Origin of the sequence: Mycolicibacterium arenosum (assembly GCF_024320865.1) — a bacterium.
Taxonomy (GTDB): Bacteria; Actinomycetota; Actinomycetes; order Mycobacteriales; family Mycobacteriaceae; genus Mycobacterium; species Mycobacterium arenosum.
In genome coordinates this window covers 546094-570890 of sequence record NZ_JANDBD010000003.1, presented here as the reverse complement: position 1 = coordinate 570890, position 24797 = coordinate 546094, and the positions used below count along the sequence as shown (strand labels likewise).

Below are 24797 nucleotides of genomic sequence, written 5' to 3'. Positions count from 1 at the left end.
CGTGCGGTCCTCGCTTGCGTGGGACCGGATCGGCGGCATCTTCGCCTTCGAGCCCGTTCGCGTGTCGGCGGTGCTGCGGCTGCCGCTGATCCTGCTGATCGTCGTGCTCGTCTGGGTGTGGGAGGTCGACTCCTGGCTGCCGAGCGTCTACGCCGTCGTGCTGGGGTCGTACGCGGTCGTCGCGGTGGCCTGGGTGGTGATCGTGTTCCGCGGGCCCGTGCCGCGCTGGGCGGACTGGGCGTCCACCGCGTTCGACGTGCTGGTGATCCTGGTGCTGTGCGTCGTGTCCGGCGGCGCCACGGCGGCGCTGCTTCCGGTGTTCTTCCTGCTGCCGATCTCGGTCGCGTTCCAGGACCGGCCGCTGCTGACCGGCGTGCTTGGGCTCAGCGCCGCCGTCACATATCTCACCGCGTGGATCGTCTACTCGAAGCGCGACGACACCATGGGGCTGCCGGACATCGTCTACACGCAGGTGGGCTTCCTCCTGTGGCTGGCGGTCGCCGTGACGTCGCTGTGCTTCTTCCTCGCGCGCCGACAGAAGAGGGTGATGGCGCTGCAGGAGGTGCGTCGGCAACTGGTGGCCGAGGCGATGCAGGCCGACGAGCGGCACAACCGGGAGGTGGCCGAGCACCTTCACGACGGGCCGCTGCAGACGCTGCTGGCGGCGCGGATGGAGGTCGACCTGCTCCGCGAGAGCAAGCCCGACCCCGCGCTCGACATGGTGTACGACGCGCTACAGGACACCGCGGCCATGCTGCGCTCGACCGTCACCGAGTTGCACCCGCAGGTGCTCGCCCAGCTGGGGCTGGCACCGGCGATCCGGGAACTGTTGCGCCAGTTCGAATCTCGCGGGGACTACCTCGTCGAAGCGGACCTCGAGGACGTCGGCAAGCCAGAGTCGCAGGCGCTGATGCACCGTGCCGCCCGCGAACTGCTGGCCAACATCGGAAAGCACGCCAACGCGACGGAGGTCGCGGTGACGCTGCGCCGCATCGGCGATCGCGTCGTGCTCACCGTCGCCGACGACGGTCCGGGCTTCGACCCCGAGGTGATCGCGTCGCGGCTCGCCGAGGGGCACATCGGGCTCGGCTCGCTGCTCGCCCGCTTCGAGGCGATGGGCGGCGCGCTGGACATCGACTCGATGTCGGGTCGCGGCACGACCGTCACGGTGACGTCGCCACCGGAGACGATCACCTAGTCGACGGCGTTCGCCGCCGAGGCCGACTGAGCCAGTTCGATCAGCAGCGGCGGAATGTCCATGCGCGGCACCACCGCTTCGATGAGGACCATCCGATCCTGCGCCTGGGCGGCGGCCTCGATCGCGTCGGCGAGTTCGCCCACCGTCGTCACACGGACGGCGAGCGCATCGGCGACGCCCAGGACCCCGGGCAACTCCGTCCAGCGCCACGCCGCGATGTCGTTGTAGTGCTGCTCGGGGCCGTGGATGGCGCGCTCCACGGTGTATCCGTCGTTGTTGACCACGACGATCACCGGGGCCAGCCCCTCGCGCCCGAAGGCGCCCAGCTCCTGAATCGTCAGCTGCGCGGCGCCGTCGCCGATGAGCAGCACGATGCGCCGGTCGGGCTCGGCGAGAGCTGCGCCGACCGCAGCGGGCAGCGTGTACCCGATCGAGCCCCACAGCGGCTGCCCGATGAACGTGACTCCCGAGGCCAACCGGTGGGCGGCCATCCCGTAGAACGACGTGCCCTGGTCGGCGAGCACGACGTTGTTTGGTGTCAGAGCGTCGGATAGGCCGTCCCAGAGCGACTCCTGCGTCAGCGCCGCGTTCCGGTCCGGCCGCGGCGACGGCTCGGGCGGGGTCGCGACGGGCAGCGCGTCGGAGGTGACCCCGCGAGAGGTGAGGATCGCCGTCAGCGCGTCGAGGGCAGCCGACATGTCGAGTGGCGCGTACACACGACCGCCGATGGTGCTCTGGTCGGCACCGACGTCGATCGTGCGGAGGGGGTCGATGCGCTGGCTGAAGAAACCGCTGACCATGTCGGTGAACACGACGCCCGCGGTCACCAGAACGGATGCGGTTTCGATCGCTTCACGGACCGGGTCCGCGCTGGCCGCGCCCGCGTAGATGCCGAGGAAGTTCGGGGAGCGCTCGTCGACGAGGCTCTTGCCCCACATCAGCGTCGCGTGCGGCACGGTGTCGGCGGCCAGCAGGGCGTTGAGCTGATCGACGCAGTGCAGCCGGTGCACGAGGAAGTCGGCGAGCACCGTCAGCCGGCGATCGCCGATCAACCGGGAAGCGGCGTCGGTGAACATCGCCAGTGCCCGCGGAGACGTGCCGCCGGTGTACCGCGGCAGCGGTGCGGCCGGCGGTTCGACCGGGAACCGCGCCACGTCGGTGGCGAGCAACAGGTACCCCGGCCGCTTCTGTTCGCGGACCTCCGACAACACGCGGTCGATTTCGCGTGTGGCCGTCGCCGGGGCGAGATTGGCTTGTGCGCAGGTGATTTCGCGGCTCATCCGCAGGAAGTGGTCGAAGTCGCCGTCACCGAGCGTGTGGTGCACGATGCGACGCGCTCCCTGGGCGTCCTTGGACGGCGCGCCGACGATGTGCACGACGGGGACGTGTTCGGCGTAGCTGCCCGCGACGGCGTTGGCCGCGGACAGCTCACCGACGCCGAACGTCGTGACGAGCGCGGCCATCCCGCGCAGCCTGCCGTAGGCGTCGGCGGCGTAGCCGGCGTTCAGTTCGTTGGCGCCGCCGATCCAGCGCAGCCGCGGATGGGCTACGACGTGGTCGAGGAACTCCAGCTGGTAGTCGCCGGGGACGCCGAACACGTCGGTCACGCCGAGTTCGACAAGGCGATCGAGGAGGTAGTCACCGACGGTGTAGCCGGTGTCGGGAGCGACGGTCACCCCTTCGACCGTAGTACGTTGCCTGCTAGCCCGTGAGCCCTCGCGCGATCACCAGTCGCTGAATCTGGTTGGTGCCCTCGAAGATCTGGGTGATCTTGGCCTCGCGCATGTAGCGCTCGACGCGGTAGTCGCGGGTGTAGCCGGCACCGCCGAACACCTGAACGGCGTCGGTGGTCACCTTCATGGCGGCGTCGGTGCACACCAGTTTGGCGACGCTGGCCTGTGCGCCGTACGGTAGGCCCAGGTCGCGCCTGCGGGCGGCGTCGAGGTAGGTGGCGCGGGCGCTCACGACGGCGGCGCTCATGTCGGCGAGCACGAAGCCGAGGCCCTGGTGGTCGATGATCTTGCGGCCGAACGTCGTTCGCTCATTCGCGTACCGGGTGGCCTCGTCGAGCGCGGCCTGCGCCAGGCCGACCGCGACCGCGGCGATGCCCAGCCGACCGGAATCCAGTGCACTGAAGGCGATCTGCAGGCCCTGGCCCTCGGCGCCTATGCGGCGCTCGCCGTCGATGCGGGCGTTGTCGTAGAAGGCCGACGTCGTCGGGACGGCGTGCAGGCCCATCTTCTCCTCGGGCTTGCCGAAGCTCAGCCCGTCGAGGTCGCTCGGCACCAGGAAGCACGAAATACCCTTGGAGCCCTCACCGGTGCGGGCGAACAGCGTGTAGAAGTCCGCCACACCGCCGTGGGTGATCCACGACTTCGAGCCGTTGAGGACGTAGCCACGAGCCGTCCCGGCCTCGAAAGGCACAGCCGCGCAGCGCAGCGCCGCAGCATCGGAACCCGCCTGCGGCTCGGACAGGCTGTAGGCGCCGATCCGGTTGCCCGACAACATGTCCGGCAGCCAGCGCTGCTTCTGCTCATCGGTCCCGAACGCCAACAGCGGGTGCGACGACAGGCTGTGCACGCTGACCGCGACCGCGACGGCCGCCCACCGCGCGGCGAGTTCCTCGAGCACCTGCAGGTAGACCTCGAACGGTTGTCCGCCACCGCCCCACTCCTCGGGCTGCGGCAGGCTCAGCAGCCCCGCAGCGCCCAGTTGCGCGAACACGCCGTCGGGGTAGGTCTCGGACTTCTCGTGCTCGTCCACGATCGGATCGAGCACCTTGTCGGCCACGTCGCGGGCGAGCGCGATCAGCTCGTGAGCTTCGTCGGTGGGCAGGAGACGGTCCACGGCCATGAGAGAAAGAGTACTGGATCGTCGCCTACAGTACTATTACGGGATGTCGGACCTGGCTGACGAGGGTTTCGGAACGCGACGCCGGACCAGGCTCTTCGACGAGTTGCTCGCGCTGTTCCTCGCCGAGGGGTTCAGTCACCTGACGCTCGACGGCATCGCCGCGAGACTGCACTGCTCGAAGTCGACCCTGTACACACTCGCGGCGAGCAAGGACGAGCTGGTGCGCCGCGTCACGATCCACTTCTTCAAGCGCGCCACCGCGGACGTCGAGGCAGCGCTCGCACAGACCGACAGCGCTTCCGAACGGGTCTCGGCCTACCTCACGGCAGTCGGCGCTGCGTTGACGGCGGCGTCGGACGTCTTCATGACCGATATGAGCGAATTCGCCCCTGCACGTGAGGTTTACGAGGCCAACACCCGCGCAGCCGCACTGCGGGTACGCCAGCTGATCGAGGCGGGCGTGGGTGCCGGGGTGTACCGCGAGGTGCACGCGTCGTTCGCAGCGGATCTCATCGCGACGATGATGGTCCGCATTCAGCAGCGTGGCGTCCGAACCGCGACCGGGCTGAGCGACGCCGAGGCGTACGCCGAGCTGGCGAGGCTCCTCACCTTCGGTTTGCGGGTCTAGTTTCCCGCCGAGATCACCAGCGCGGCCACCACCAGCGCGATGCCCACCGCCTCGGCGAGCGTCGGCCGCTGCGCCAGGACCACCGCACCGACGATCGCGGCGGTCACCGGCAGCAGGGCGAGCAGCAGCGCGAACCGGGCCCGGCCGACCCGCGTCAGCACCACCTGGTCCAGCGCGTACGGCACCGCGGTCGACAGCACGCCGACGCCGATGCCCAGCAGCCAGGTGCGCGGCTCGGCGAACACCGACGCGTTCTCAAGCAGCTGGGGGAGCAGCAGCGGGACCGCGAGCACCACGGCGGCGACCGCCATGCCGACGGCCAACGAGTCGAGGCCGGAGCCCGCATCGGCGACCCGCTTGCCCAGCAGGATGTAGCCCGCCCACAGCGCGGCGGCCAGCACCGCGAAGCCGACGCCGAGCGGATCGACCCCCACCTGGACGCCTGCCAGCAGGGCGACGCCCGCGGCCACCAGGAGTACCGCCAGGAGATCGCGGGGCCGCCGGGAGCCGAGCGTCGCTACGGCGACGGGGCCGAGGAACTCGATCGCGACCGCGGTGCCCAGCGGGATGCGCGCGATCGCCTCGAAGAACGCCGTGTTCATCGCGACCGTCACGACGCCGAACCCGGCCGCGACGCCGACGCCGCGGCGCGTCCACCGCACCCGCCACGGGCGCCGCCAGGCGATCAGCGCAACGGCCGCCGCAGCGCACCGCAGCCACGCGACGGCCGTCGGATCGGTCGTCTCGAACAGGAAGACGCCCAGCGCGGCGCCGACGTACTGCGAGACCGCGCCGACGACGAAGAACGCCGGCACCGACCACGCGGGTACGCGGGAACTAGAGGGCGGCGTTGATCGCGTCGACTCGGTCCTTGGCGTCACCGAAGAGCATCTGGGTGTTCTCCCGGAAGAACAGCGGGTTCTGCACACCGGCGTATCCCGATGCCATCGAGCGCTTGAAGACGATGACGTTGTCGGCGTTCCACACCGTCAGCACGGGCATGCCGGCGATCGGGCTGGACGGGTCCTCCGACGCGGCGGGGTTGACGGTGTCGTTGGCGCCGATGACCAGGACGACGGTGGTGTCGTCGAAGTCCTCGTTGATCTCGTCCATCTCGAGCACGATGTCGTAGGGCACCTTGGCCTCGGCCAGCAGCACGTTCATGTGACCGGGTAGCCGGCCCGCGACGGGGTGGATGCCGAAGCGCACGTTGACCCCGCGGTCGCGCAGCTTGCGGGTCAGGTCGGCCACCCCGTACTGGGCCTGGGCGACGGCCATCCCGTAGCCGGGGGTGATGATCACCGAGCTGGCCGAGTTGAGCAGTTCGGCGGCGCCCTCGGCGGTGATCTCGCGGTGCTCGCCGTAGTCCTTGTCCTCGGCGGGCCCGGCCTCGATCCCGAAGCCGCCGGCGATGACGGAGATGAACGACCGGTTCATCGCCTTGCACATGATGTAGGACAGGTAGGCACCGGAGGAGCCGACGAGGGCGCCCGTGACGATGAGAAGGTCGTTGGACAGCAGGAAGCCCGACGCCGCCGCGGCCCAGCCCGAGTAGCTGTTGAGCATCGACACCACGACGGGCATGTCGCCGCCGCCGATCGAGGCGACCAGGTGCCAGCCCAGCAGCAGCGCGAGCACGGTGACCGCGACCAGCAGCCACAGGTTCGGCGTGATGACGAACCAGACCGTCAGCGCGAGGAACACCACCAGCGCGCCGACGTTGAGGATGTTCTTGCCGGGCAGCATCAGCGGGGCGGACTTGATCCGCGCGGACAGCTTGAGGTTGGCCACGATCGACCCGGTGAACGTCACCGCGCCGATGAAGACGCCGATGAACACCTCGGCGGAGTGGATGCCGAGCAGACCCTCGCTGTCCAGGTGCAGCGCCTCGGCGCCGGTGAGGTCGCCCTCGACGTGCAGGTAGCCGTTCCAGCCGACTAGCACTGCGGCCAGGCCGACGAACGAGTGCAGCAGCGCGATGAGTTCGGGCATGCCGGTCATCTCGACGACCTTGGCTCGCCACAGGCCGATTGCGGCGCCGATCGCCATGGCGCCGACCAGCAGGCCCAGGCCGAGCGGTTCGATGTGGCGGCCCAGCGCGAGCACCACGGTGGCGATCAGGGCGATCGCCATACCGGCGATGCCGTAGGTGTTTCCGGCGCGTGAGGTCTCGTGCTTGGACAGGCCGGCCAACGCGAAGATGAACAGCAGGGCCGCGACGATGTACGCCGCGGTGGCGGTGGTCTCCAGGGAAAACACGGGTCAGCTCCTCGAGAACATGGCCAGCATGCGGCGGGTCACCGCGAAGCCGCCGAAGACGTTGATGCTGGCGAGCAGGATCGCCGCGGTGGCCAGCGAGGTGACGACGATGTCGCCGTGGCCGATCTGCAGCAGCGCGCCGACGACGATGATGCCCGAGATGGCGTTGGTCACCGACATCAGCGGGGTGTGCAGCGCGTGGTGCACGTTGCCGATGACGTAGTAGCCGATGACGATGGCCAGCGCGAAGACCGTGAGGTGAACCTGCAGCGCGGCCGGCGACAGGGCGATCAAGGCGAACAGCACCGCCGCGGCGACGAACGTGACGCCGATCCGGCGCCCGGTCGACATGGGGGCCTTCGGCTCCGCCTTCGCGACGGGGGCTGCGGCGGCCGCCACCGGGGCGGCGGACACCGTCACCGGGGGCGGGGGCCAAGTGGTCTCGCCGTCGCGGACGACGGTCACCGACCGCTGCACGACGTCGTCGAAATCCAGGGTCAGCTGCCCGTCCTTCTCGGGCGTGAGCAGCTTGAGCAGGTTCACCAGGTTGGTGCCGTAGAGCTGGGACGCGGTCGCGGGCAGACGGCCGGCCAGATCGGTGTAGCCGATGATCGTCACGCCGTTGTCGGTGACGACGGCCTGGTCCTTGACGGTGCCCTCGATGTTGCCGCCGTTGGCTGCGGCCATGTCGACCAGCACGCTGCCCGGCTTCATGGAGGCCACCATGTCGGCGGTGATGATGCGCGGTGCGGGCCTGCCGGGGATCAGTGCGGTGGTGATGATGATGTCGACGTCGGCCGCCAATTCGGCGTACAGCGCGGCCTCGCGGGCCTTGTAGTCGTCGTCCATCTCCTTGGCGTAGCCGGTCGCCGACACCTCGGCGGCCGCCGGGTCGACCGAAACGTACTCGCCACCGAGGGATTTGACCTGATCGGCTACCTCGGGACGGGGGTCGGTGGCCCGCACGACGGCGCCCATCGATCCGGCCGCGCCGATGGCGGCCAGCCCGGCCACACCCGCGCCCACCACGAGCACCTTCGCCGGGGGCACCTTGCCCGCCGCGGTCACCTGACCGGTGAAGAACCGGCCGAAGGCGTGCGCCGCCTCCACCACGGCCCGGTAGCCGGCGATGTTCGCCATCGAGGACAGCACGTCCAGTGACTGCGCCCGCGAGATCCGCGGCACGGCGTCCATCGCGAGCACCGTGATGGGGCGGGCCGACAGCTTCTCCACCAACGCGGGGTTCAGCGCCGGGGAGATCAGCGACACCAGCGTCGCGCCGTCCTTGAGCGCTGCGACCTCGTCGTCGTTCGGTGCGTTGACCTTCAATACGACGTCGGCAGCTAACGCGTCGCCGATCTCGGCGCCCGCCTCGACGTACGCGGCGTCGGAGAAGCTGGAGGCTGCGCCCGCATCGGCCTCGACGACTACGGAGTAGCCGAGTTTGAGGAGTTGTCCGACGGTCTGCGGCGTGGCGGCGACACGCGTCTCACCGGCTTGAGACTCGCGCGGTATCCCGATTTGCATCCGAAGAGTCTCCCATTAGGCCCGGGCGCCTGCGCGTCCCCCTCTGGTGCTTCGCGTCTGCTCGCGGCGAGACTTAAAGCCAGTCCCGCCGCTTGAACATCAGGTAGAGCACGATCACCAGCAGCACGATCACCACGCTGCTGGCTACGAAGCCGGCCGCCGTGTTGATGCCGGGGTACTCGACGTTCTGGCCGTAGAACCCGGTGACGGCGGTCGGCACCGCGATGATGGCCGCCCAGCCGGTGAGCTTCTTCATCACGGTGTTCAGCCGGGCGTCCTGCAGTGACAGGTTGGTTTCGAAGACGGTGGTCACCAGATCGCGCACGGACTCCGTCCACTCCGACGCACGCAGCACGTGGTCGTAGAGGTCGGCATAGAGGGGGTCGAGTTCCGGTGCCGTCTTGGCGTCGATCCTGCGGTGCTGGATGGCGCCGACGACCTCGCGCATCGGCAGCACCACCCGGCGCAACTCCACCAAATCCTTACGTAATCGGAACGTACTGCGCTGCAGCCCTTTGCGCGGACCGCTATCGGCGAACAACTCGTCCTCAAGGCCCTCGATCGCGTCGTCGAGCGTCTGCACCGCGTCGAAGTGCCCGTCGACCACGACGTCGAGCAGTGCGTGCACCAGCGCACCGACGCCGTACTGCTGGCCACCGAGTTCGTCGAAGCGATCCGACACCGTCCGGATGTCGAACTCGACGCCGTCCTCCGAGGGCAACCGCACGGTGATCAGCCCGCGCGGCAGGACGAAACCGGAGATGCGGTGCTTGCTCAAGGTCGACGAGATGTCGTCGTCGGCGGGCGGCGTCACACTGTCGACGGCGTAGACCGTGAAGAACGTGTGCGTGTGATAGACCGTCGCCTTCGTCCGCTCCATCGGGGCGACGGCGTCCTCGACGGCCCAGATGTTGAGGTGCAGTTCGCCGGCCAGCGCCCGCAGTGCGTCGTGGTCCGGGTCGTAGATGTCGGCCCACACCAACTGGTTGTCGGAGGCCAGGCAGTCCGAGATCGCGTCGAACGAGAACTCGTCGTCCTGTGGTTCGCCGTCCCGCCACAGTCGCCCCGTCACCGTCGTCACGTCGCCATCATTCAGGAGTTTCGGCTGACGGGGGGTTGGGCACCCCGTAATTGGCGGGCGCGTCGATATAACGCTCCCGGAGCCGCCTCACCAACTAGGAGCCGACATGTCCGACACCAACACCATCTGGATCATCGCGGCGGCGCTCGTCGCCCTCGTGGTCGTCATCGGTCTGGTCCTGATCGCCCGCAATAAACGGACGCAGTCCCGCCGCGACGAAGCGCAACGCCTGCGCGCCGAACTCGATGCCGAGAGCCAGCAGGTGGCCAAGCGGCAGGCGCTCGCCGAGGAGACGGACGCCAGGGCCCGCGCGGCGGCCGCTGAGGCCGAGGCCAAGGCGGCGGAGGCCCGCAGGCTCAGCGAGCGGGCGGCGTCGCACCAGGAAACGGTCGCCACCCATCGCGAGGACCTCGACGAGCGGCGTAAGCACATCGACTCGCTCGATCCCGACGTGAAGCGGCATAAGCGCGGCGACGACGCCGACTACGACCAGACACCCGATCGCCACGTCGTCGACGAGACTCCCCGGCGCGTCGAGAACCCCCGCTAAGCCCCCGACTCTGCGGTGAGATCGCCGACTCCCCCCTCCGACGCGATCTCACCGCAGACCCCTGCGCCGACGCTGCGGTGAACTTCGCGTACCCCTCGGAATCGCGATCCCACACAGCAGCGTCGGCGAGCTTTGTTATGCGAGCACCGTGTCGACGTGCTCCGGGCAGTACGAGAAGGCGGCCTCGACGACGAAGGCCGCCGCCTGCTTGGACGTCAGATCGCTGTTGTCCATGATCTCGGCGCCGATGTCGGAACCCGTCCGGCCGTCGGCGAGGTAGTCGCAGACGAGATGCGCGTCCTCGATGGCGCCCGCGGCGGAACCGAACGCGATGTCCTCGGCGGCGATGGTGGCGAGGAAGTCGTCGTCGACGCTGTTCGCGGTCGCGGTTCCCGCGAGAGCGGCGACGCCGAAAGCGGCGGCTGCGATGGCGGAGACGGCGGCGATGGCGACGCGGTTGCGCGTCGTGTGCTGTGGCATGCGCACAGCCTCGGATGGGTCGCTTGAGGCATTCTTGGCGGATTCTTGGAGCCGAGTCACAGACTCGGTCTCGGTTCCGCGTCGAACGTGTATCGACATCTGACGACCTGGTCCGTTCACCGCGCCCCGGCCGCACGATGTTCACCATGGAGTCGGTGATCGAACGCGGTCTGGCCCGATGCCCGCGCTGCGTGGCGGTGGCCGACTACTACTTCGTCGAGTTGAGCCCTAACCTGCTGCGCTACGAGGTCAACTGCCGGACGTGCGGCGAGGCGTACCGCGAAGAGCACGGTCCGGTGCCGCCGAACTTCGGTGCGGTCGCGGCCGTCGACGAGTGGCTCCCCGAAGCGTCCGTCGTCCCGGTGCGCGAACGGATGCAGGCGTGGGTCGGCTCGGCCCGCCTCCGAGCCAACGCGGCGACGTGGAGGTCGATAAAACTCACGCAGAGCGCATTACTCCTGTTGCAGAGGCGCGGCCGGTACCAATAGGCGGGTGGGCACGACACCTGCGGACTTCTGTTGTCGCTGACCCGTTTCCGGTCAGCCCGCCAACAGGAAGTCGCAGTCACCGTGTCGGTATTCGTCGATATCACGCCTGACGAGGCCAGCGCCTCGTCCCCGCCCGCCGCCGCGCCGGCCGGCCGCTGGCGTCGCAGGCTCACCGCGGCGGCGCTACCGCTGCTCTCGGTCGTCGTCTTCGGCGTCGTCTGGCAGCTCGTCGCGGCCAGCGGCATCTGGAACCAGACCTTCGTGCCGTACCCGAGCACGGTGTGGCGCGCGTTCGTCGACGTGTCCACCACCCACGACGGGGTCCGCGGCTACGCGGGCTACCTGCTGTGGGAGCACCTGTACATGACGCTGCGGCGGGTGTTCGTCGGCGTCGTCATCGGCGTCGCACTCGGCGTGCTGCTCGGCCTGGTGATGGGTTCGGTCGGCTGGGTGCGCAGCGTGCTCGAACCGTGGCTGACGTTCATCCGCGCGCTCCCGCCGCTGGCGTACTTCTTCCTGCTGGTGATCTGGCTCGGCATCGACGAGGCGCCGAAGATCACGCTGCTCGCCCTGGCGGCACTCCCGCCGGCCGCGGTCGCCACCACCGCGGCCGTCGTCGCGGCGCCCGTCGGGCTTCAGGAGGCCGCTCGCGCCCTGGGGGCCACCCGCACCCAGGTGATCCGCGACGTCGTCATCCCGTCGGCACTGCCCGAGACGTTCACCGGCATCCGGCTGGCCGTCGGGATGGCGTACTCGTCGGTGGTTGCCGCCGAACTGTTCAACGGCATCCCCGGTATCGGCGGATTGGTCAAGGACGCAAGCAATTACAACAACACCCCGGTCGTGCTGGTCGGCATCTTCGCCATCGGTTTCTCGGGTCTGATCATCGACGGTCTACTTCGCACCGCGGAACGGCGCGCAGTCCCATGGAGAGGAAAGATATGAGACTCAAGGCTTTACTGGCCACCCTGGCGGTCGCCACGACCGCGCTGGCCGGATGCGCGGTGGACAACTCGGGCAGTGACTCCGCCAAGGAGACCATCCGCATCGGCTACCAGTCCTTTCCGAGCGGCGACCTGATCGTCAAGCAGAACAAGTGGCTGGAAGAAGCACTGCCGGACTACAACATCAAGTGGATCAAGTTCGACTCCGGCGCCGACGTCAACACCGCGTTCATCGCGAAGGAACTCGACTTCGGTGCGCTCGGTTCGAGCCCCGTCGCGCGCGGCCTGTCCGCGCCGCTGAACATCCCCTACAAGGTCGCGTTCGTGCTCGACGTCGCGGGTGACAACGAGGCGCTGGTGGCGCGCAACGGCAGCGGTATCAACACCATCGCCGATCTGCGCGGTAAGAAGATCGGCACGCCCTTCGCCTCCACCGCGCACTACAGCCTGCTGGCCGCACTGGAACAGAACGGGTTGAAGCCCAATGACGTTCAGCTCATCGATCTGCAGCCGCAGGCCATCCTGGCGGGGTGGGAGCGCGGCGACATCGACGCCGCCTACACCTGGCTGCCGACGCTCGACGATCTGCGCAAGACCGGTCGCGACCTGATCACCAGCCGCCAGCTGGCGCAGGACGGCAAGCCCACCCTGGACCTCGGCGCCGTGCGCACCGAGTTCGCCGACCAGCACCCCGAGGTCGTCGACATCTGGCGGCAGCAGGAGGCACGTGCCCTCGATGTCATCAAGGATGATCCCGCAGCGGCTGCGAAGGCCATCGCCGCGGAGGTCGGCCTGTCGCCGGAAGTCGTTGCGGGACAGCTGAAGCAGGGTGTGTACCTGACTCCCGCCGAGGTCGCGTCGCCGGAGTGGCTCGGCTCGGACGGCAAGCCGGGCAACATCGCCACCAACCTGCAGAGCGCATCGGAGTTCCTGGCCGCGCAGAAGCAGATCCCGGAGGCGGCACCGCTCGCGACGTTCCAGGACGCCATCTACACCAGGGGTCTGCCCGATGCCCTCACGCCCTGACGCGACGAGCGGCGGGCTCAAGATCAAGAACGTCGCGCACCGCTACGGTGACGTAACCGCCTTGGGGCCAGTCGATCTGGACGTCGAGCCCGGTGCCTTCCTGGTACTCGTCGGCGCCTCCGGGTGCGGGAAGAGCACGCTGCTGCGACTGATCGCCGGGTTCGAGGAACCCACCGCGGGTGAAGTCGAGGTGGCGGGCACCTCGCCGACGCCCGGCGTCACCTCCGGCGTGGTGTTCCAGCAGCCGCGCCTGTTCCCATGGCGCACGGTCGGCGGCAACGTCGACCTGGCGCTCAAGTACGCGGGCGTGCCCCGTGAGCGGCGCGCCGAGCGGCGTGATCAGCTGCTCGAGCGCGTCGGGCTGGAGGGCACCGGGGACCGCAAGATCTGGGAGATCAGCGGTGGGCAGCAGCAGCGCGTCGCGATCGCGCGGGCGCTCGCGGCGGAGACGCCGCTGTTCCTGCTCGACGAGCCCTTCGCCGCGCTCGACGCGCTCACCCGTGAGCGGTTGCAGGAGGACGTCCGTCAGGTCAGCGCGGAGACCGGGCGCACCACCGTGTTCGTCACGCACAGCGCTGACGAGGCGGCGTTCCTCGGCTCTCGCATCGTGGTGCTGACCCGCAGGCCGGGCCAGGTCGCGCTGGATCTGCCAGTGGACTTGCCGCGCAGCGGTATCGACCCCGAGGACCTGCGCCGCTCGGACGAGTACACCCGGTTGCGTGCGGAGGTGGGACGCGCCGTTAAAGCCGCCGCGGCGTAGCCGCGTATGCACTTGAGCGGCCTAGCCGGGCTCTAAGGTGTAGCGCGTGGAGGGAACGCCGTTCGGCCGGTATCAGCTGCAGGCCCTGATCGGCCGAGGGGGCATGGGCGAGGTCTGGCGCGCCTTCGACACCGAGACACATCGCGTCGTCGCGATCAAGCTGCTGCCCGCACAGATGGCCTCCGATGACGAGTTCATCGAGCGGTTCCGCCGGGAGGCGCGCGTGGCCGCCGGCCTGAACAGTCCCAACGTGGTGCCGATCCACAACTTCGGGGAGATCGACGGCCGGCTGTACGTCGACATGGCGTTGATCGACGGCCGCGATCTGCAGGCGGTGCTCGATGACGGGCCGATGCATCCGGAGCGGGCGGTGCGGATCATCGAGCAGGTGGCCGCGGCGCTGCGGGCCGCGCACCAGGCCGGCCTGGTGCATCGCGACGTGAAGCCGTCGAACATCCTGCTCAACGCCGACGACTTCGCCTACCTCATCGACTTCGGGCTGGCGCGCACCGACGAGGACGCCGGGCTGACCGTCACCGGGCACACCGTCGGCACGTTCGCCTACATGGCCCCCGAACGCTACGAGGGCAGGCCCGTCGACAGCCGCACCGACGTGTACTCGTTGGCGTGCGTGCTCTACCAGTGCCTGACCGGTAAGCGACCGTTCGCCGGATCCGGGGCTCAGCAGATGCTGGCCCACGTCTCCACACCGCCGCCCCGGCCGAGCGACTCGGTGCCGAACCTGCCGCGCGGCTTCGACGCGGTCGTGGCGATCGGGATGGCCAAGGACGTCAACGCCCGCTATCCGACGATCGACGAATTCGCCCGTGCGGCAAGGCAAGCACTCACGCAGCCCCAGCGCCCGGCTGCCCCGCCGACCCAGCCGTGGGGGCAGCCACCGCCACAGCCACCACCGCCGCAGTACCGTCCGCCGCAGTACAGTGGGCCCGCCGTGTCCGTCGCCCCCAGGGCCGTCGCGAGCCCGCCGTGGTTCCGGCGCAAGCCGGTGCTCGTCATCGCGGCGTGCCTGGTGGTCTCCATCGTCGCGGTCACCGCGGCGGTCCTCACCGCGACCGGCGGATCCGACGGTGGCGGGCCGGCCTCGTCCAGCTCCGCGGCGGCCGGGCAGCCCGTGAACTGGGGCGAGCAGGTGGTGATGCCCTCCGAGGGGCTGACGGGACTCCAGGGCATCGCGATCACCGCGAGCGGCGGCGTCGTCGGCCTGTGTTGCGCGAGCGCCCCCAACGCCGGAGGCAACAACGCGACGTACAGCATCGCAGCTGACATGCAGTCGCCCCCGGAGCTGGCTGCGATACCGCAGTTCTCCACTGGCCCCGGAATCGCGGCGGACCCCGAGAGGAACGGATACTTCGCGGCGATCGGCGGACCGGTCATCCGAGTCGACAACGAGGACGGGTTCGTCCCGCTGGATTTCCCGAATCTGGAGAGCCCCGCGGGGGTCGCAGTCGACACGAACGGCGCGGTCTACGTCATCAACAAGGTGGTGGCCGGCGATCCGCCGAAGTTCACCTCTGAGGTGCGCAAGCTCGACAAGGGCTCAACCGAGTCGATGACGCTGCCGTTCGACGGCCCGAACGTCGGCTACGGCGTCGCCGTGGCCGAGGACGGCACCGTGTACGTGACCGATCCGGTCGCACCGGGGTTGCAGAAGTTGGCCCTGGGGGAATCGCAGCCCTCGACGATCGAGTTTCCAGCACCCACCGTGGGTGTCGCGGTGGACGGGGACGGCGCCGTCTACGCCACCACCAGGGGCGTCAACGGTGACGCGGTCTATCGGCTCGCCCCGAACGCGGAAACACCGGAGAAGCTGCCGATCACCGGAATCAAGCTGTCGGAGACGCTTGCCGGTATCGCCGTCGACAACGACGGCAACGTGTTCGTCGCGGACGCGGGCAACAACCGGGTCATCAAGTTGCCGCGTCTGGCCGGCTAGCGGGGGCCCTAGGGTGTAACCGATGGAGGGAACGCCGTTCGGCCGGTATCGGCTGCAGCATCTGATCGGCCGCGGAGGCATGGGTGAGGTGTGGCGTGCCTATGACGTCGACACGCACCGAGTCGTTGCGATCAAACTGCTGCCGACCGATACGGCCACCGACGACGAGTTCGTCGAGCGGTTCCGTCGCGAGGCCAGGGTCGCGGCCGGTCTGAACAGCCCGAACATCGTTCCCATTCACAACTTCGGGGAGATCGACGGCCGCTTGTACGTCGACATGCAGGTGATCGACGGGCGCGATCTGGAGGAGGTGCTCGACGACGGACCGATGCGCCCGGAGCGGGCCGTGCGGATCATCGAGCAGGTAGCTGCGGCGCTGCGGGCCGCGCACCACGCCGGCTTGGTGCACCGCGACGTCAAGCCGTCGAACATCCTGCTCAACCGGGACGATTTCGCGTACCTCATCGACTTCGGGCTGGCTCGCACCGACGACGACGCGGGCCTCACCGTAACGGGCCACACCGTCGGGACGCTGACCTACATGGCGCCGGAGCGCTACGACAGCAGGCCGGTGGACCTGCGCACCGACATCTACTCCCTGGCATGCGTGCTCTACCAGTGCCTTACGGGACGAAGGCCGTTCCCCGGCGCGGGGTCGGATCAGATGATCGCGCACATCTCGGCGCCGCCACCGCAGCCGACCGAGTTCGTCAGGGATCTCCCGCGCGGTTTCGACACCGTCATCGCGACCGGGATGGCGAAGGAGCCCGCCGAGCGCTATCAGACCGTCATCGACTTCGCCCGCGCCGCGCGGGAGGCACTGACCGAGGCGAGGCCACCGAGTTACGACTTCAGTTATCCGACAACGAATCCCGGATGGTCCGCCCAACCGCCGCCGACGCAGAGGGTGTGGCAACCACCGCAGACCGTCGTGGTACCCCGGCCCGCACCCACCCCGCCGTGGCGCCGGACACCCGTTCTGGTCAGCGCGGTGTGCCTGGTGGTCTCCGTCGTCGCGATCACCTCGGCGGTCCTCGCGGTCACCGGCCGTTCGGCCGGTGCGGGGGAGGCAGCGCCGACCACGACCGCCGCGGCGAACACGACGACCGTCGGCGACGCCACGTACGGTGAACAGGTCAACCTGCCGAACCAGGGGATTCAGAAGCTTCAGGGCATAGCCGCCACCGCGAGTGGCGGCGTCGTCGGCCTGTGCTGCCGGGGGTCGATCTACGAGATCGCCGACGGCGCCGCGAAGCCGGCCAAGCGCGAGTACCTCGCCGCCACCGGTCCCGGCATCGCCACCGACGGTCAGGGCAATCTGTACGTGGGGGGTATGCGGTCGGGTGTCCAGCGACTCGATGACGGGCTGCGGCCGACGACGCTCCCGTTCCCGCCTCTGGACAACCCGCGCTCCATTGCCGTTGACCCCTCCGGTGCGGTGTACGTCAGCAATCTCACCTCCGCGGGGGTGTACGAGATCTGGAAACTGGATGCGGGCGCAACCGCAGCGGTCAAGCTGCCGTTCGACAATCCCACCCTCGGCGCCGTGGCGGTCGACAGCACGGGTGTCGTCTACAGCGCCAACCTGTTTTCGAGGTCACTGCTCCAGCTGCGCCCCGGCGCTCAACAGCCCACCGAAGTACGCCTAGGTGAAGGGATACTCGTCAAGGCAGTGGCGGTTGGCGAGGACGACGCGGTGTACATCGGGTCGAGAGGGGACACCGGCACAACCGTTTACCGGATTGCGCCCGGCGCGAGCAAGGCGGAGCAATTGCCCATCAAGGACTTCACGTGGGACGTGACGAGTCCGGGGCTCGCCGTCAACGACAACGGCGACGTGTTCGTCGCCGATTCGGAGAAGAACCGCGTGGTGAAGTTGCCCCGCGTGCAGAACTAGCCGGTTAGACCGGCGGGTAGGCCGGGGGCGGGTAGACGCCGCGCAGACCCCACGGCAGGAAGTTGAAGAAGTACTCGGCTTCGTCGCTGATGTCGTAATCCGGGTTCGGATCCATAGCTGCCTCCCAGGGTGCACGCGTGTGCCGGAAGTCTAACCCCGCGATCGGGTCGGCCGACAGCCGTTCCAGCCCATTCACAGCCAGGCGTTCCCATAAACTGGACCAACCAGTTGATTGGCATCCTGCCGAGTACCCCGCCTACCTATAGTGAGTCGTCATGTCCACGTCAGATTCAGGGTTGTCCCGCCGTGAGGAGTTGCTGGCCGTCGCCACCAAGCTCTTCGCCGCCCGCGGCTACCACGGCACCCGCATGGACGACGTCGCCGACGCGGTCGGTCTCAACAAGGCGACGGTCTACCACTACTACGCCAGCAAGTCGCTGATCCTCTACGACATCTACAAGAGCGCCGCCGACTTCACCGTCGACGCCCTGCACGACGACCCGACCGCGTCGGCGCGCGAGACGATCTATCACTTCACCCGTCGTCTGCTGGTCGGCATCGCCAGCGACGTCGAACGGGCCGCCGTGTACTTCCAGGAGGGCCCCTACATCACGGAGTGGTTCACCGAGGATCAGGTGGCCTACATCCGCAAGTCCGAGACCACGGTCTACGAGCACGTGCGCGACGTCATCGACCGCGGCATCGCGAGCGGCGAGTTCTACGACTGCGACTCGCACGTGCTGGCGCTCGGCTACATCGGCATGACGCTGGGCTCCTACCGGTGGCTGCGGCCGCAGGGGCGGCGTTCCGCGCAGGAGATCGCCGTAGAGTTCAGTACAGCACTGCTGCGTGGCTTGATTCGCGACGAGGCGGTGCGGGCGGACTCGCCGCTAGGACTCGACGTTTCAGACATCGCGCAAACGAGGTAACCGCATGGGCGTGCGGACGGACACCGATATGGCGCCCGACCCAGCCCTGTTGATGCTGGCGGGTGACTGGCACGGCAACCTGCCGTGGGCCGAGAGCGTGATCCGGCACGCCGCCGACCGCGACGTCGACACCATCCTGCAGCTCGGCGACTTCGGCTACTGGACCGACGATCCCGCGACCGACGAGTACCTGTCCACGGTCGACGATCTGCTCGAATCGTCGGGCATCCGGCTGTACTGGATCGACGGCAACCACGAGGACCACACCCGCGTCGACGACTGGACCGACGCCTACCGTCATCCACGGGTGCGCTACCTTCCGCGCGGCTTCCGCTGGCAGTGGTGGGGCTTGACGTGGATGAGCGTGGGCGGTGCGATGAGCGTCGACAAGCACTATCGGCTGGAAGGCGAAAGCTGGTGGCCGGGTGAGGAACTCACCGACGCCGATGTCGAGTACGCCAGCCGGGACGGCGGCGTCGACGTGATCGTCAGCCACGACTGTCCCCGTGGGGTCGACATTCCCGGCGTCGGCCCCGACACCAAGGGCGGCGCGCGCGGCAACTGGCCCGCCGACATCCTCGCCGAGGCGCAGCGGCACCGCGAGAAGCTGGCGGCGATCTGCTCGGCGACCACGCCGGCCTGGCTGTACCACGGCCACTACCACATCCCGTACACCGGATCGCTTGCCGCGACGACGGTCCGCGGCCTCGGGCACGACCGCTCGACGCTCGCCGACAACGTGCACATCATCACCCGCGACGACCTAGGAGCAACACCGTGAAATCCACCCTGCTGTCGCGGCGCGATCTCGACTTCCTGCTGTACGAGTGGCTCGGCGTCGAGGAGCTCACCAAGCGCGAGCGCTTCGCCGACCACTCCCGTGAGACGTTCGACGGTGTGCTGGAGCTGTGCCAGGAACTCGCCGAGCGCTACTTCGCGCCGCACAACAAGACCAGCGACGCCAACGAGCCGACGTTCGACGGCTCCCGCGTCACGGTCATCCCCGAGGTCAAGGAGGCGCTCGACGCCTTCGCGGCAGCGGATCTCATCGGGATGAGCATGGATGCGTCGGTCGGCGGAGCTCAGCTGCCGGTGTGCGTCGCGCAGGCCGGTTTCGCGTGGATCGCCGCGGCCAACGTGAGCACGTCGGGCTACGTGATGCTGACGATCGCGAATGCCAACCTGCTCAACGAGTTCGGCAGCCCCGAGCTGATCGACACCTACGTCGCTCCGATGCTGGCGGGCCGGTACACCGGCACGATGGCCCTGTCGGAGACGCAGGCGGGGTCGTCGCTCGCCGACATCACCACCCGGGCCGAACCGCAGGACGACGGCACCCACCGGCTCAGCGGCTCGAAGATGTGGATCTCGGGTGCCGAGCACGAGATGAGCGACAACATCATCAACCTGGTGCTGGCCAAGATCCCCGGCGGTCCCGCTGGCACCAAGGGCATCTCGCTGTTCGTCGTGCCGAAGTTCCTTCCCGACGGCACCCGCAACGGAGTGGCCATTGCCGGGCTGAATCACAAGATGGGGCAACGCGGTATCACCAACACCGTGCTCAACCTCGACGAAGCCGTCGGCTACCTGGTCGGCGAACCGCACCGCGGCCTGTACTACATGTTCCACATGATGAACGAGGCCCGCCTCGGTGTCGGAATGGGCGCGGTGGCGCTGGGATACACGGGCTACCTGAAGTCGCTGCAGTACGCCCGTGAACGGCCGCAGGGCCGGCCGCTGACCGCCAAGGATCCGACGACACCGCAGGTGCCCATCGTCGAGCACGCCGACGTCAAGCGAATGCTGTTGGCGCAGAAGAGTTACGTCGAGGGTGGGATGGCGCTCGCGCTCTACTGCGCCCGGCTCATCGATCTGCAGCACACGGCGGAGTCCGAGTCCGAGCGGGACGAGACGACGCTGCTGCTCGACATCCTCACGCCCATCGCGAAGAGCTGGCCGTCGCAGTGGTGCCTCGAGGCCAACAACCTGGCGATCCAGGTGCACGGCGGTTACGGCTACACCCGCGAGTACGACGTCGAGCAGCACTACCGGGACAACCGGCTCAACCCGATTCACGAGGGCACGAACGGGATTCAGAGCCTCGACCTACTGGGTCGCAAGGTGACTCAGCGCGGTGGCGCCAGCCTCGCCGAGCTCGGCAAGCGGATCGGCGGTGCGGTCGAGCGGGCCCGCGCGTGCAGCGGGGTGGCGGCGGACTTCGCCGATGCGCTGGAGGCGAGTTGGCAGCGGCTGGTCACCGTCACCACGACGATGTTCGCCGCCGGCGACCCCGAAGCCGCGATGGCCAACAGCGCGATCTACCTGGAGGCGTTCGGGCACGTCGTGATCGCGTGGATGTGGCTGGAGCAGGTGGTGGTCGCCGACGGCAGCAGCGGCGACTTCTACGACGGCAAGCGCCAGGCGGCGGCGTACTTCTTCCGCTACGAACTGCCCCGGACCGCAGCGCAACTGGACCTCCTCGAGAGCCTGGATCGCACAACGCTCGACATGCGCGACACCTGGTTCTAGAACTCGATCACCTGCCGCACCGCCTTACCGTCGGCCAGCTGGTCCATGCCCTCGTTGATGCGATCGAGCTCGATGGTCGAGGACACCAGTTCCTCCACCGGCAGCCGGCCGGCCCGCCACATGTGGACGAATCGCGGAATGTCGCGCGCGGGCACCGACGAGCCGAGGTAGCTGCCGATCAGCGAGCGACCCTCGGCGACGAAACCGAGTGGCGAGATCTCCAACCGCGCGTCCGGCCGGGGCAGTCCGACGGTGATGGTGCTGCCGCCGGGCGCCGTCAGTGCCAGCGCGGTCGCCAGTGCCGCGGGATGCCCGACGGCCTCGATCACCACCTCGGCCTTGAGGTCACCGACGGCGTCCGGCGTGTGAGCCGCGTGGGCGCCGAGTTCCCTTGCCCGGTCCAGCTTCTCGGGCAGGGCGTCGACCGCGACCACCCGGACGCCGTCGTGGGCGAGTGCGGTGAGCATCGCCGCCGTGCCGACCCCGCCCATGCCGACGACCGCGACGGTCTGGCCCGGCCGCGGCCTTCCCGCGTTCAGGACGGCGCCGCCGCCGGTGAGCACCGCACACCCCAGCAGCGCTGCCACCGTCGGAGGCACGTCGGCGTCGACGGGAACAACCGATCGCCGGTCGACCACCGCGTGGGTGGCGAACGCCGAGACGCCGAGGTGGTGCAGCACCCGCTCACCGCCGCGGCTGAGCCGCACGTCGCCGTCGAGCAGCGTGCCCGCCCCGTTGGCCGCGCTACCCGCCGCGCACGGCGCCAGCCCGTCAGTGGCGCATGCCGCGCAGTCGCCGCACCGCGGCAGGAACGTCAGGACCACCCGCTGCCCGACGGCGACGTCGTCGACCGCCGCGCCGGCCTGCTCGACGATCCCGGCGGCCTCGTGGCCCAGCAGCATCGGCGTCGGCCGGACCCGGTTGCCGTCGACGACCGACAGATCGGAGTGGCAGAGCCCGGCGGTCTCGATGCGGATCAACAGCTCGTCGGGGCCGGGTGGCGCCAGGTCGAGTTCGCCGACGCTGATCGGCTTCGACTCGGCGTAGCTGCGGGGGAGACCGATGTGCTCGAGGACGGCGCCGCGGATCTTCACGTGTCCAGCTTGCCCGACACGAGCAGAATGCAGGAATGAGCGCCGACGAACGGACCGAACGGGACCTGACCCCCGCCGACTTCCCCATCCACTGGCCCGTGCTGACCCGGTGGCAGGACAACGACATGTTCGGCCACCTCAACAACGCGGTGTACTACGAGCTGTTCGACACGGCGATCAACGCCTGGGTCGACACGACGCTCGGCATCGACCCGATGGGGGCGCCGTGGCTCGGCGTTGTCGCGGAGTCGGGCTGCCGGTACTTCGCCGAACTGCAGTTCCCGGATCCGCTGACGGTCGGGTTGGCCGTCACGCGGCTCGGCACCAGCAGCGTCACCTATCGGACTGCGCTGTTCGACAATCAGGCGGAACCCGTTGCCGCCGTTGGGAACTGGGTGCATGTGTATGTGGACCGCGACACTCGGCGCCCGATGCCGATCCCGGACGCCATCCGCGAACTCCTGAAGACCGCGACCGTGAGTTAGTCAGCTTCGGTGGTGGGGTTCTGCTCGAGCCACTCGGCGATCGCCGCGACCGCATCGCCGAAGAAGATGCGATACGGCCTGTCGGCGACGTACCCGAGGTGCGGTGTCGCCAGCACGTTGTCCAGGGTGCGCAGCGGGTGGTCGGCGGGCAGGGGTTCGGTGTCGAACACGTCGAGCGCGGCGCCGGCGATCGTGCCCGCCCGCAGCGCGGCGATCAGCGCGGCCTCGTCGACGATAGGTCCGCGAGACGTGTTCACCAGCAGCGCAGTCGGTTTCATCGCGTTGAGCTCGGTCGCGCCGATGAGCCCCCGCGAGCGGTCGCCGAGCTTCAGGTGCACGGTCAGCACGTCGGCAGCGGCGAAGAACTCGTCGCGCGGCAGGTAGCGGGCACCCGCTTCGGCGGCGGCGTCCGGTGTCATGTTCGTGCTCCAGGCCACGACGTCCATGCCGAACGCGGCGCCGATGCGCGCCACCCGAGCGCCGATGCGGCCCAGGCCCAGGACACCGAGCACGCGGCGGTCCAGCTCGCGCCCGACCGTCGTCTGCCATCGGCCCTCGGCGATGGCGTTGCGCTCCGCCACCAGGTGCCGGGACGCCCCGAGGATCAGCGCCCAGGTGAGCTCGATGGTGGACGCGACGCTGCCGCCCGTGGTGCCGACGTGGATCCCGGCGTCGGCAGCGGCGGTCATGTCGATCGACGCGTTGAACGGTCCAGTGGAGGCGATCATCCGCAACCGAGGTAAGCGCTCGATGATGTTGCGCGGCAACGGGGTTCGCTCACGCATGACGAACACGACATCGAACGGCCCCAGCCGGGTGACCAGTGCGTCGGCGTCGGCGACGTGGTCGTTGAACACCGTGACGTCGGCCAGCGCCGTGACGGGCGACCAGTCCGCCGAGGTGAGCGCGACGTTCTGGTAGTCGTCGAGTACCGCCACCCGTGCCCGCATGGCCGCCGACTATATAGTCGTGCAATGCCTTTGGTGAGCAAGACCGTCGAGGTGTCCGCGCCAGCCGACTCGATCATGGCGATCGTGGCCCACTTCGAGGCCTATCCCGAGTGGAACGAGGAGATCAAGGGCGCCTGGGTCCTCGCGAGGTACGACGACGGCAGGCCGAGCCAGCTGCGTCTGGACACCGCGGTGAACGGCATGGAGGGCACGTACATCCAGGCCGTCTACTACCCGAGCGAGAACCAGATTCAGACCGTGATGCAGCAGGGCGACCTGTTCGCCAAGCAGGAGCAGGTGTTCTCCGTCGTCGAGATGGGCGCGACCACGCTGCTGACGGTGGACCTCGACGTCGAGGTGGCGATGAAGGGCATTCCGGACATCATGGTGCGCAAGCTCGTCAACGACGCCCTCGACCATTTGGCGGGCAACCTCAAGTCACGCGCCGAGCAGCTGGCGCGCTAGTCCCACACCCCGAGTGCGTCGAGCCGCGCGGTGAGCCTGCGGGCGCCGTCGCTGAACTGTTCTCCGGTCAGCCGTACCGCCTCGTCGGCGTCGCGCCGCCGCAGGGCGGCCAGGAGTTCGCGGTGGTTGGCGACGGCACTGTCGCCCCAGTTCGCGTCGTCGGCGTACATCAGCGACGGGAGGTAGCGGGTGGCGTGCAGGAGGAACCACGCGAGCTTGATGCGCCCGGCCGATCGGTTGAGCATCCGGAAGAACGCGAACTCGGCTTCGATCACCTCATCGGCGGCGCGGCGGTGGACGGCGTCGGCGAGGGTGTCGACGCACGCCACCAGGTCGTCGAGTTCGGCGTCGGTGATGCGCTCCGTCGCCGTACGGACGAGCTGTGCGGAGATGGTGGACTGCAGCCAGAAGATGTCCGCGATGTCGCCGCGGGTGAACGGTGCGACCACGTGTCCCCGGTGCGGCTCGAGGAGCACCATGCCCTCGCCGCGCAGCGTACGCAGCGCCTCGCGCACCGGGGTGATGCTGACACCGAGCTCGGCCGCGGTCTCGTCGAGCCGGATGAAGGTGCCCGGCCGCAGCGAGCCGGTCATGATGCCGATGCGCAGGTGTGCGGCGACTTCGTCGGACAGCTGCTCCCGGCGCCCCGAACGCCGTTGCGCGGGCCGCGACCTGGTGGTTGCGTTCACGGCCGGTTTCC

Annotated in this window: 25 protein-coding genes; 14 read left to right on the top strand and 11 right to left on the bottom strand. The window is 68.9% G+C overall.

What is annotated here, in order from left to right; translation table 11 throughout:
* Position 1 precedes the first annotated feature (1 nt).
* On the top strand, positions 2-1198 hold the full coding sequence (locus tag NM203_RS09775; RefSeq protein ID WP_255059649.1) for a sensor histidine kinase: 1197 nt from the start codon (positions 2-4) through the stop codon (positions 1196-1198).
* Here the strand turns inward: NM203_RS09775 and NM203_RS09770 are convergent.
* Positions 1195-2874, bottom strand: coding sequence for an alpha-keto acid decarboxylase family protein (locus NM203_RS09770; protein WP_255059648.1), 1680 nt, complete (start codon positions 2872-2874; stop codon positions 1195-1197). The genes NM203_RS09775 and NM203_RS09770 overlap by 4 nt on opposite strands.
* Before the next feature lie 25 nt (positions 2875-2899).
* Positions 2900-4051 (bottom strand): acyl-CoA dehydrogenase family protein, encoded by a 1152-nt coding sequence (locus tag NM203_RS09765; RefSeq protein WP_255059647.1) that lies wholly within the window; start codon positions 4049-4051, stop codon positions 2900-2902.
* 43 nt (positions 4052-4094) lie between these two features.
* On the opposite strand from NM203_RS09765, the gene NM203_RS09760 reads away from it, so the two are divergent.
* A complete protein-coding gene (locus tag NM203_RS09760) occupies positions 4095-4679 on the top strand; it encodes a TetR/AcrR family transcriptional regulator (RefSeq protein ID WP_255059646.1) in 585 nt (194 codons plus the stop codon).
* On the opposite strand, the gene NM203_RS09755 is transcribed toward NM203_RS09760, so the two are convergent.
* The 4 genes from NM203_RS09755 to NM203_RS09740 form a co-directional block, all read right to left on the bottom strand.
* Complete coding sequence (locus tag NM203_RS09755) at positions 4676-5494, bottom strand: EamA family transporter (RefSeq protein WP_255059645.1); 819 nt, start codon at positions 5492-5494, stop codon at positions 4676-4678. The genes NM203_RS09760 and NM203_RS09755 overlap by 4 nt on opposite strands.
* A gap of 22 nt (positions 5495-5516) precedes the next feature.
* The gene (pntB, locus tag NM203_RS09750) at positions 5517-6938 is read right to left on the bottom strand and encodes a Re/Si-specific NAD(P)(+) transhydrogenase subunit beta (RefSeq protein ID WP_255059644.1); all 1422 of its coding nucleotides are present in this window, start codon (positions 6936-6938) and stop codon (positions 5517-5519) included.
* A gap of 3 nt (positions 6939-6941) precedes the next feature.
* Positions 6942-8465 carry a Re/Si-specific NAD(P)(+) transhydrogenase subunit alpha gene (locus tag NM203_RS09745; RefSeq protein WP_255059643.1) on the bottom strand — a complete coding sequence of 508 codons (1524 nt, stop codon included), beginning with the start codon at positions 8463-8465 and terminating at the stop codon, positions 6942-6944.
* Between the two features lie 73 nt (positions 8466-8538).
* Positions 8539-9546 carry a magnesium transporter CorA family protein gene (locus NM203_RS09740; RefSeq protein ID WP_255059642.1) on the bottom strand — a complete coding sequence of 336 codons (1008 nt, stop codon included), beginning with the start codon at positions 9544-9546 and terminating at the stop codon, positions 8539-8541.
* A gap of 106 nt (positions 9547-9652) precedes the next feature.
* Here NM203_RS09740 and NM203_RS09735 point away from each other — a divergent pair, with 106 nt between their 5' ends.
* Complete coding sequence (locus NM203_RS09735) at positions 9653-10096, top strand: hypothetical protein (RefSeq protein ID WP_255059641.1); 444 nt, start codon at positions 9653-9655, stop codon at positions 10094-10096.
* A 135-nt stretch (positions 10097-10231) separates the two neighbouring features.
* Here the strand turns inward: NM203_RS09735 and NM203_RS09730 are convergent, their stop codons facing one another.
* On the bottom strand, positions 10232-10576 hold the full coding sequence (locus NM203_RS09730; RefSeq protein WP_255059640.1) for a DUF732 domain-containing protein: 345 nt from the start codon (positions 10574-10576) through the stop codon (positions 10232-10234).
* Positions 10577-10722: 146 nt separating this feature from the next.
* On the opposite strand from NM203_RS09730, the gene NM203_RS09725 reads away from it, so the two are divergent.
* From NM203_RS09725 to NM203_RS09700, 6 genes are all read left to right on the top strand, one after another.
* Complete coding sequence (locus NM203_RS09725; RefSeq protein ID WP_255059639.1) at positions 10723-11064, top strand: hypothetical protein; 342 nt, start codon at positions 10723-10725, stop codon at positions 11062-11064.
* An 81-nt stretch (positions 11065-11145) separates the two neighbouring features.
* On the top strand, positions 11146-12009 hold the full coding sequence (locus NM203_RS09720; RefSeq protein WP_255059638.1) for an ABC transporter permease: 864 nt from the start codon (positions 11146-11148) through the stop codon (positions 12007-12009).
* Positions 12006-13034: a taurine ABC transporter substrate-binding protein gene (locus NM203_RS09715; protein ID WP_255059637.1), complete on the top strand. Its 1029-nt coding sequence runs from the start codon at positions 12006-12008 to the stop codon at positions 13032-13034. Before NM203_RS09720 ends, NM203_RS09715 begins: the two co-directional genes overlap by 4 nt.
* On the top strand, positions 13018-13794 hold the full coding sequence (locus NM203_RS09710; RefSeq protein WP_255059636.1) for an ABC transporter ATP-binding protein: 777 nt from the start codon (positions 13018-13020) through the stop codon (positions 13792-13794). Before NM203_RS09715 ends, NM203_RS09710 begins: the two co-directional genes overlap by 17 nt.
* 46 nt (positions 13795-13840) lie before the next feature.
* Complete coding sequence (locus tag NM203_RS09705; protein ID WP_255059635.1) at positions 13841-15748, top strand: serine/threonine-protein kinase; 1908 nt, start codon at positions 13841-13843, stop codon at positions 15746-15748.
* Between the two features lie 22 nt (positions 15749-15770).
* Complete coding sequence (locus tag NM203_RS09700) at positions 15771-17645, top strand: serine/threonine-protein kinase (protein WP_255059634.1); 1875 nt, start codon at positions 15771-15773, stop codon at positions 17643-17645.
* Positions 17646-17649: 4 nt separating this feature from the next.
* Here the strand turns inward: NM203_RS09700 and NM203_RS09695 are convergent, their stop codons facing one another.
* Positions 17650-17760, bottom strand: a complete 111-nt coding sequence (locus tag NM203_RS09695; RefSeq protein ID WP_255059633.1) for a hypothetical protein — start codon at positions 17758-17760, stop codon at positions 17650-17652.
* Between the two features lie 160 nt (positions 17761-17920).
* On the opposite strand from NM203_RS09695, the gene NM203_RS09690 reads away from it, so the two are divergent.
* From NM203_RS09690 to NM203_RS09680, 3 genes are read left to right on the top strand one after another with little or no spacing between them, the layout of a single operon-like run.
* Positions 17921-18574 (top strand): TetR/AcrR family transcriptional regulator, encoded by a 654-nt coding sequence (locus NM203_RS09690; protein ID WP_255059632.1) that lies wholly within the window; start codon positions 17921-17923, stop codon positions 18572-18574.
* A 4-nt stretch (positions 18575-18578) separates the two neighbouring features.
* Positions 18579-19355, top strand: a complete 777-nt coding sequence (locus tag NM203_RS09685; RefSeq protein ID WP_255059631.1) for a metallophosphoesterase family protein — start codon at positions 18579-18581, stop codon at positions 19353-19355.
* Positions 19352-21103, top strand: coding sequence for an acyl-CoA dehydrogenase (locus NM203_RS09680; RefSeq protein ID WP_255059630.1), 1752 nt, complete (start codon positions 19352-19354; stop codon positions 21101-21103). Before NM203_RS09685 ends, NM203_RS09680 begins: the two co-directional genes overlap by 4 nt.
* Here NM203_RS09680 and NM203_RS09675 read toward each other — a convergent pair.
* Positions 21100-22197 (bottom strand): alcohol dehydrogenase catalytic domain-containing protein, encoded by a 1098-nt coding sequence (locus NM203_RS09675; protein ID WP_255059629.1) that lies wholly within the window; start codon positions 22195-22197, stop codon positions 21100-21102. The two genes, NM203_RS09680 and NM203_RS09675, sit on opposite strands and share 4 nt — an antisense overlap.
* A gap of 35 nt (positions 22198-22232) precedes the next feature.
* On the opposite strand from NM203_RS09675, the gene NM203_RS09670 reads away from it, so the two are divergent.
* A complete protein-coding gene (locus NM203_RS09670; RefSeq protein WP_255059628.1) occupies positions 22233-22682 on the top strand; it encodes an acyl-CoA thioesterase in 450 nt (149 codons plus the stop codon).
* Here NM203_RS09670 and NM203_RS09665 read toward each other — a convergent pair.
* The gene (locus tag NM203_RS09665) at positions 22679-23632 is read right to left on the bottom strand and encodes a D-2-hydroxyacid dehydrogenase family protein (protein ID WP_255059627.1); all 954 of its coding nucleotides are present in this window, start codon (positions 23630-23632) and stop codon (positions 22679-22681) included. The two genes, NM203_RS09670 and NM203_RS09665, sit on opposite strands and share 4 nt — an antisense overlap.
* Positions 23633-23656: 24 nt before the next feature.
* Here NM203_RS09665 and NM203_RS09660 point away from each other — a divergent pair, with 24 nt between their 5' ends.
* A complete protein-coding gene (locus NM203_RS09660; RefSeq protein WP_255059626.1) occupies positions 23657-24097 on the top strand; it encodes an SRPBCC family protein in 441 nt (146 codons plus the stop codon).
* Here NM203_RS09660 and NM203_RS09655 read toward each other — a convergent pair.
* Positions 24094-24786, bottom strand: a complete 693-nt coding sequence (locus NM203_RS09655; RefSeq protein WP_255059625.1) for a GntR family transcriptional regulator — start codon at positions 24784-24786, stop codon at positions 24094-24096. The two genes, NM203_RS09660 and NM203_RS09655, sit on opposite strands and share 4 nt — an antisense overlap.
* Positions 24787-24797 lie beyond the last annotated feature (11 nt).

Coding starts and splice junctions, on each gene's coding strand:
- NM203_RS09685 (WP_255059631.1), top strand. CDS start 18,579: ATGGGCGTGCGGACGGACACCGATATGGCGCCCGACCCAGCCCTGTTG.
- NM203_RS09690 (WP_255059632.1), top strand. CDS start 17,921: ATGTCCACGTCAGATTCAGGGTTGTCCCGCCGTGAGGAGTTGCTGGCC.
- NM203_RS09735 (WP_255059641.1), top strand. CDS start 9,653: ATGTCCGACACCAACACCATCTGGATCATCGCGGCGGCGCTCGTCGCC.
- NM203_RS09765 (WP_255059647.1), bottom strand. CDS start 4,051: ATGGCCGTGGACCGTCTCCTGCCCACCGACGAAGCTCACGAGCTGATC.
- NM203_RS09660 (WP_255059626.1), top strand. CDS start 23,657: ATGCCTTTGGTGAGCAAGACCGTCGAGGTGTCCGCGCCAGCCGACTCG.
- NM203_RS09725 (WP_255059639.1), top strand. CDS start 10,723: ATGGAGTCGGTGATCGAACGCGGTCTGGCCCGATGCCCGCGCTGCGTG.
- NM203_RS09695 (WP_255059633.1), bottom strand. CDS start 17,760: ATGGATCCGAACCCGGATTACGACATCAGCGACGAAGCCGAGTACTTC.
- NM203_RS09670 (WP_255059628.1), top strand. CDS start 22,233: ATGAGCGCCGACGAACGGACCGAACGGGACCTGACCCCCGCCGACTTC.
- NM203_RS09730 (WP_255059640.1), bottom strand. CDS start 10,576: ATGCCACAGCACACGACGCGCAACCGCGTCGCCATCGCCGCCGTCTCC.
- NM203_RS09715 (WP_255059637.1), top strand. CDS start 12,006: ATGAGACTCAAGGCTTTACTGGCCACCCTGGCGGTCGCCACGACCGCG.
- NM203_RS09745 (WP_255059643.1), bottom strand. CDS start 8,465: ATGCAAATCGGGATACCGCGCGAGTCTCAAGCCGGTGAGACGCGTGTC.
- NM203_RS09665 (WP_255059627.1), bottom strand. CDS start 23,632: ATGCGGGCACGGGTGGCGGTACTCGACGACTACCAGAACGTCGCGCTC.
- NM203_RS09710 (WP_255059636.1), top strand. CDS start 13,018: ATGCCCTCACGCCCTGACGCGACGAGCGGCGGGCTCAAGATCAAGAAC.
- NM203_RS09700 (WP_255059634.1), top strand. CDS start 15,771: ATGGAGGGAACGCCGTTCGGCCGGTATCGGCTGCAGCATCTGATCGGC.
- NM203_RS09760 (WP_255059646.1), top strand. CDS start 4,095: ATGTCGGACCTGGCTGACGAGGGTTTCGGAACGCGACGCCGGACCAGG.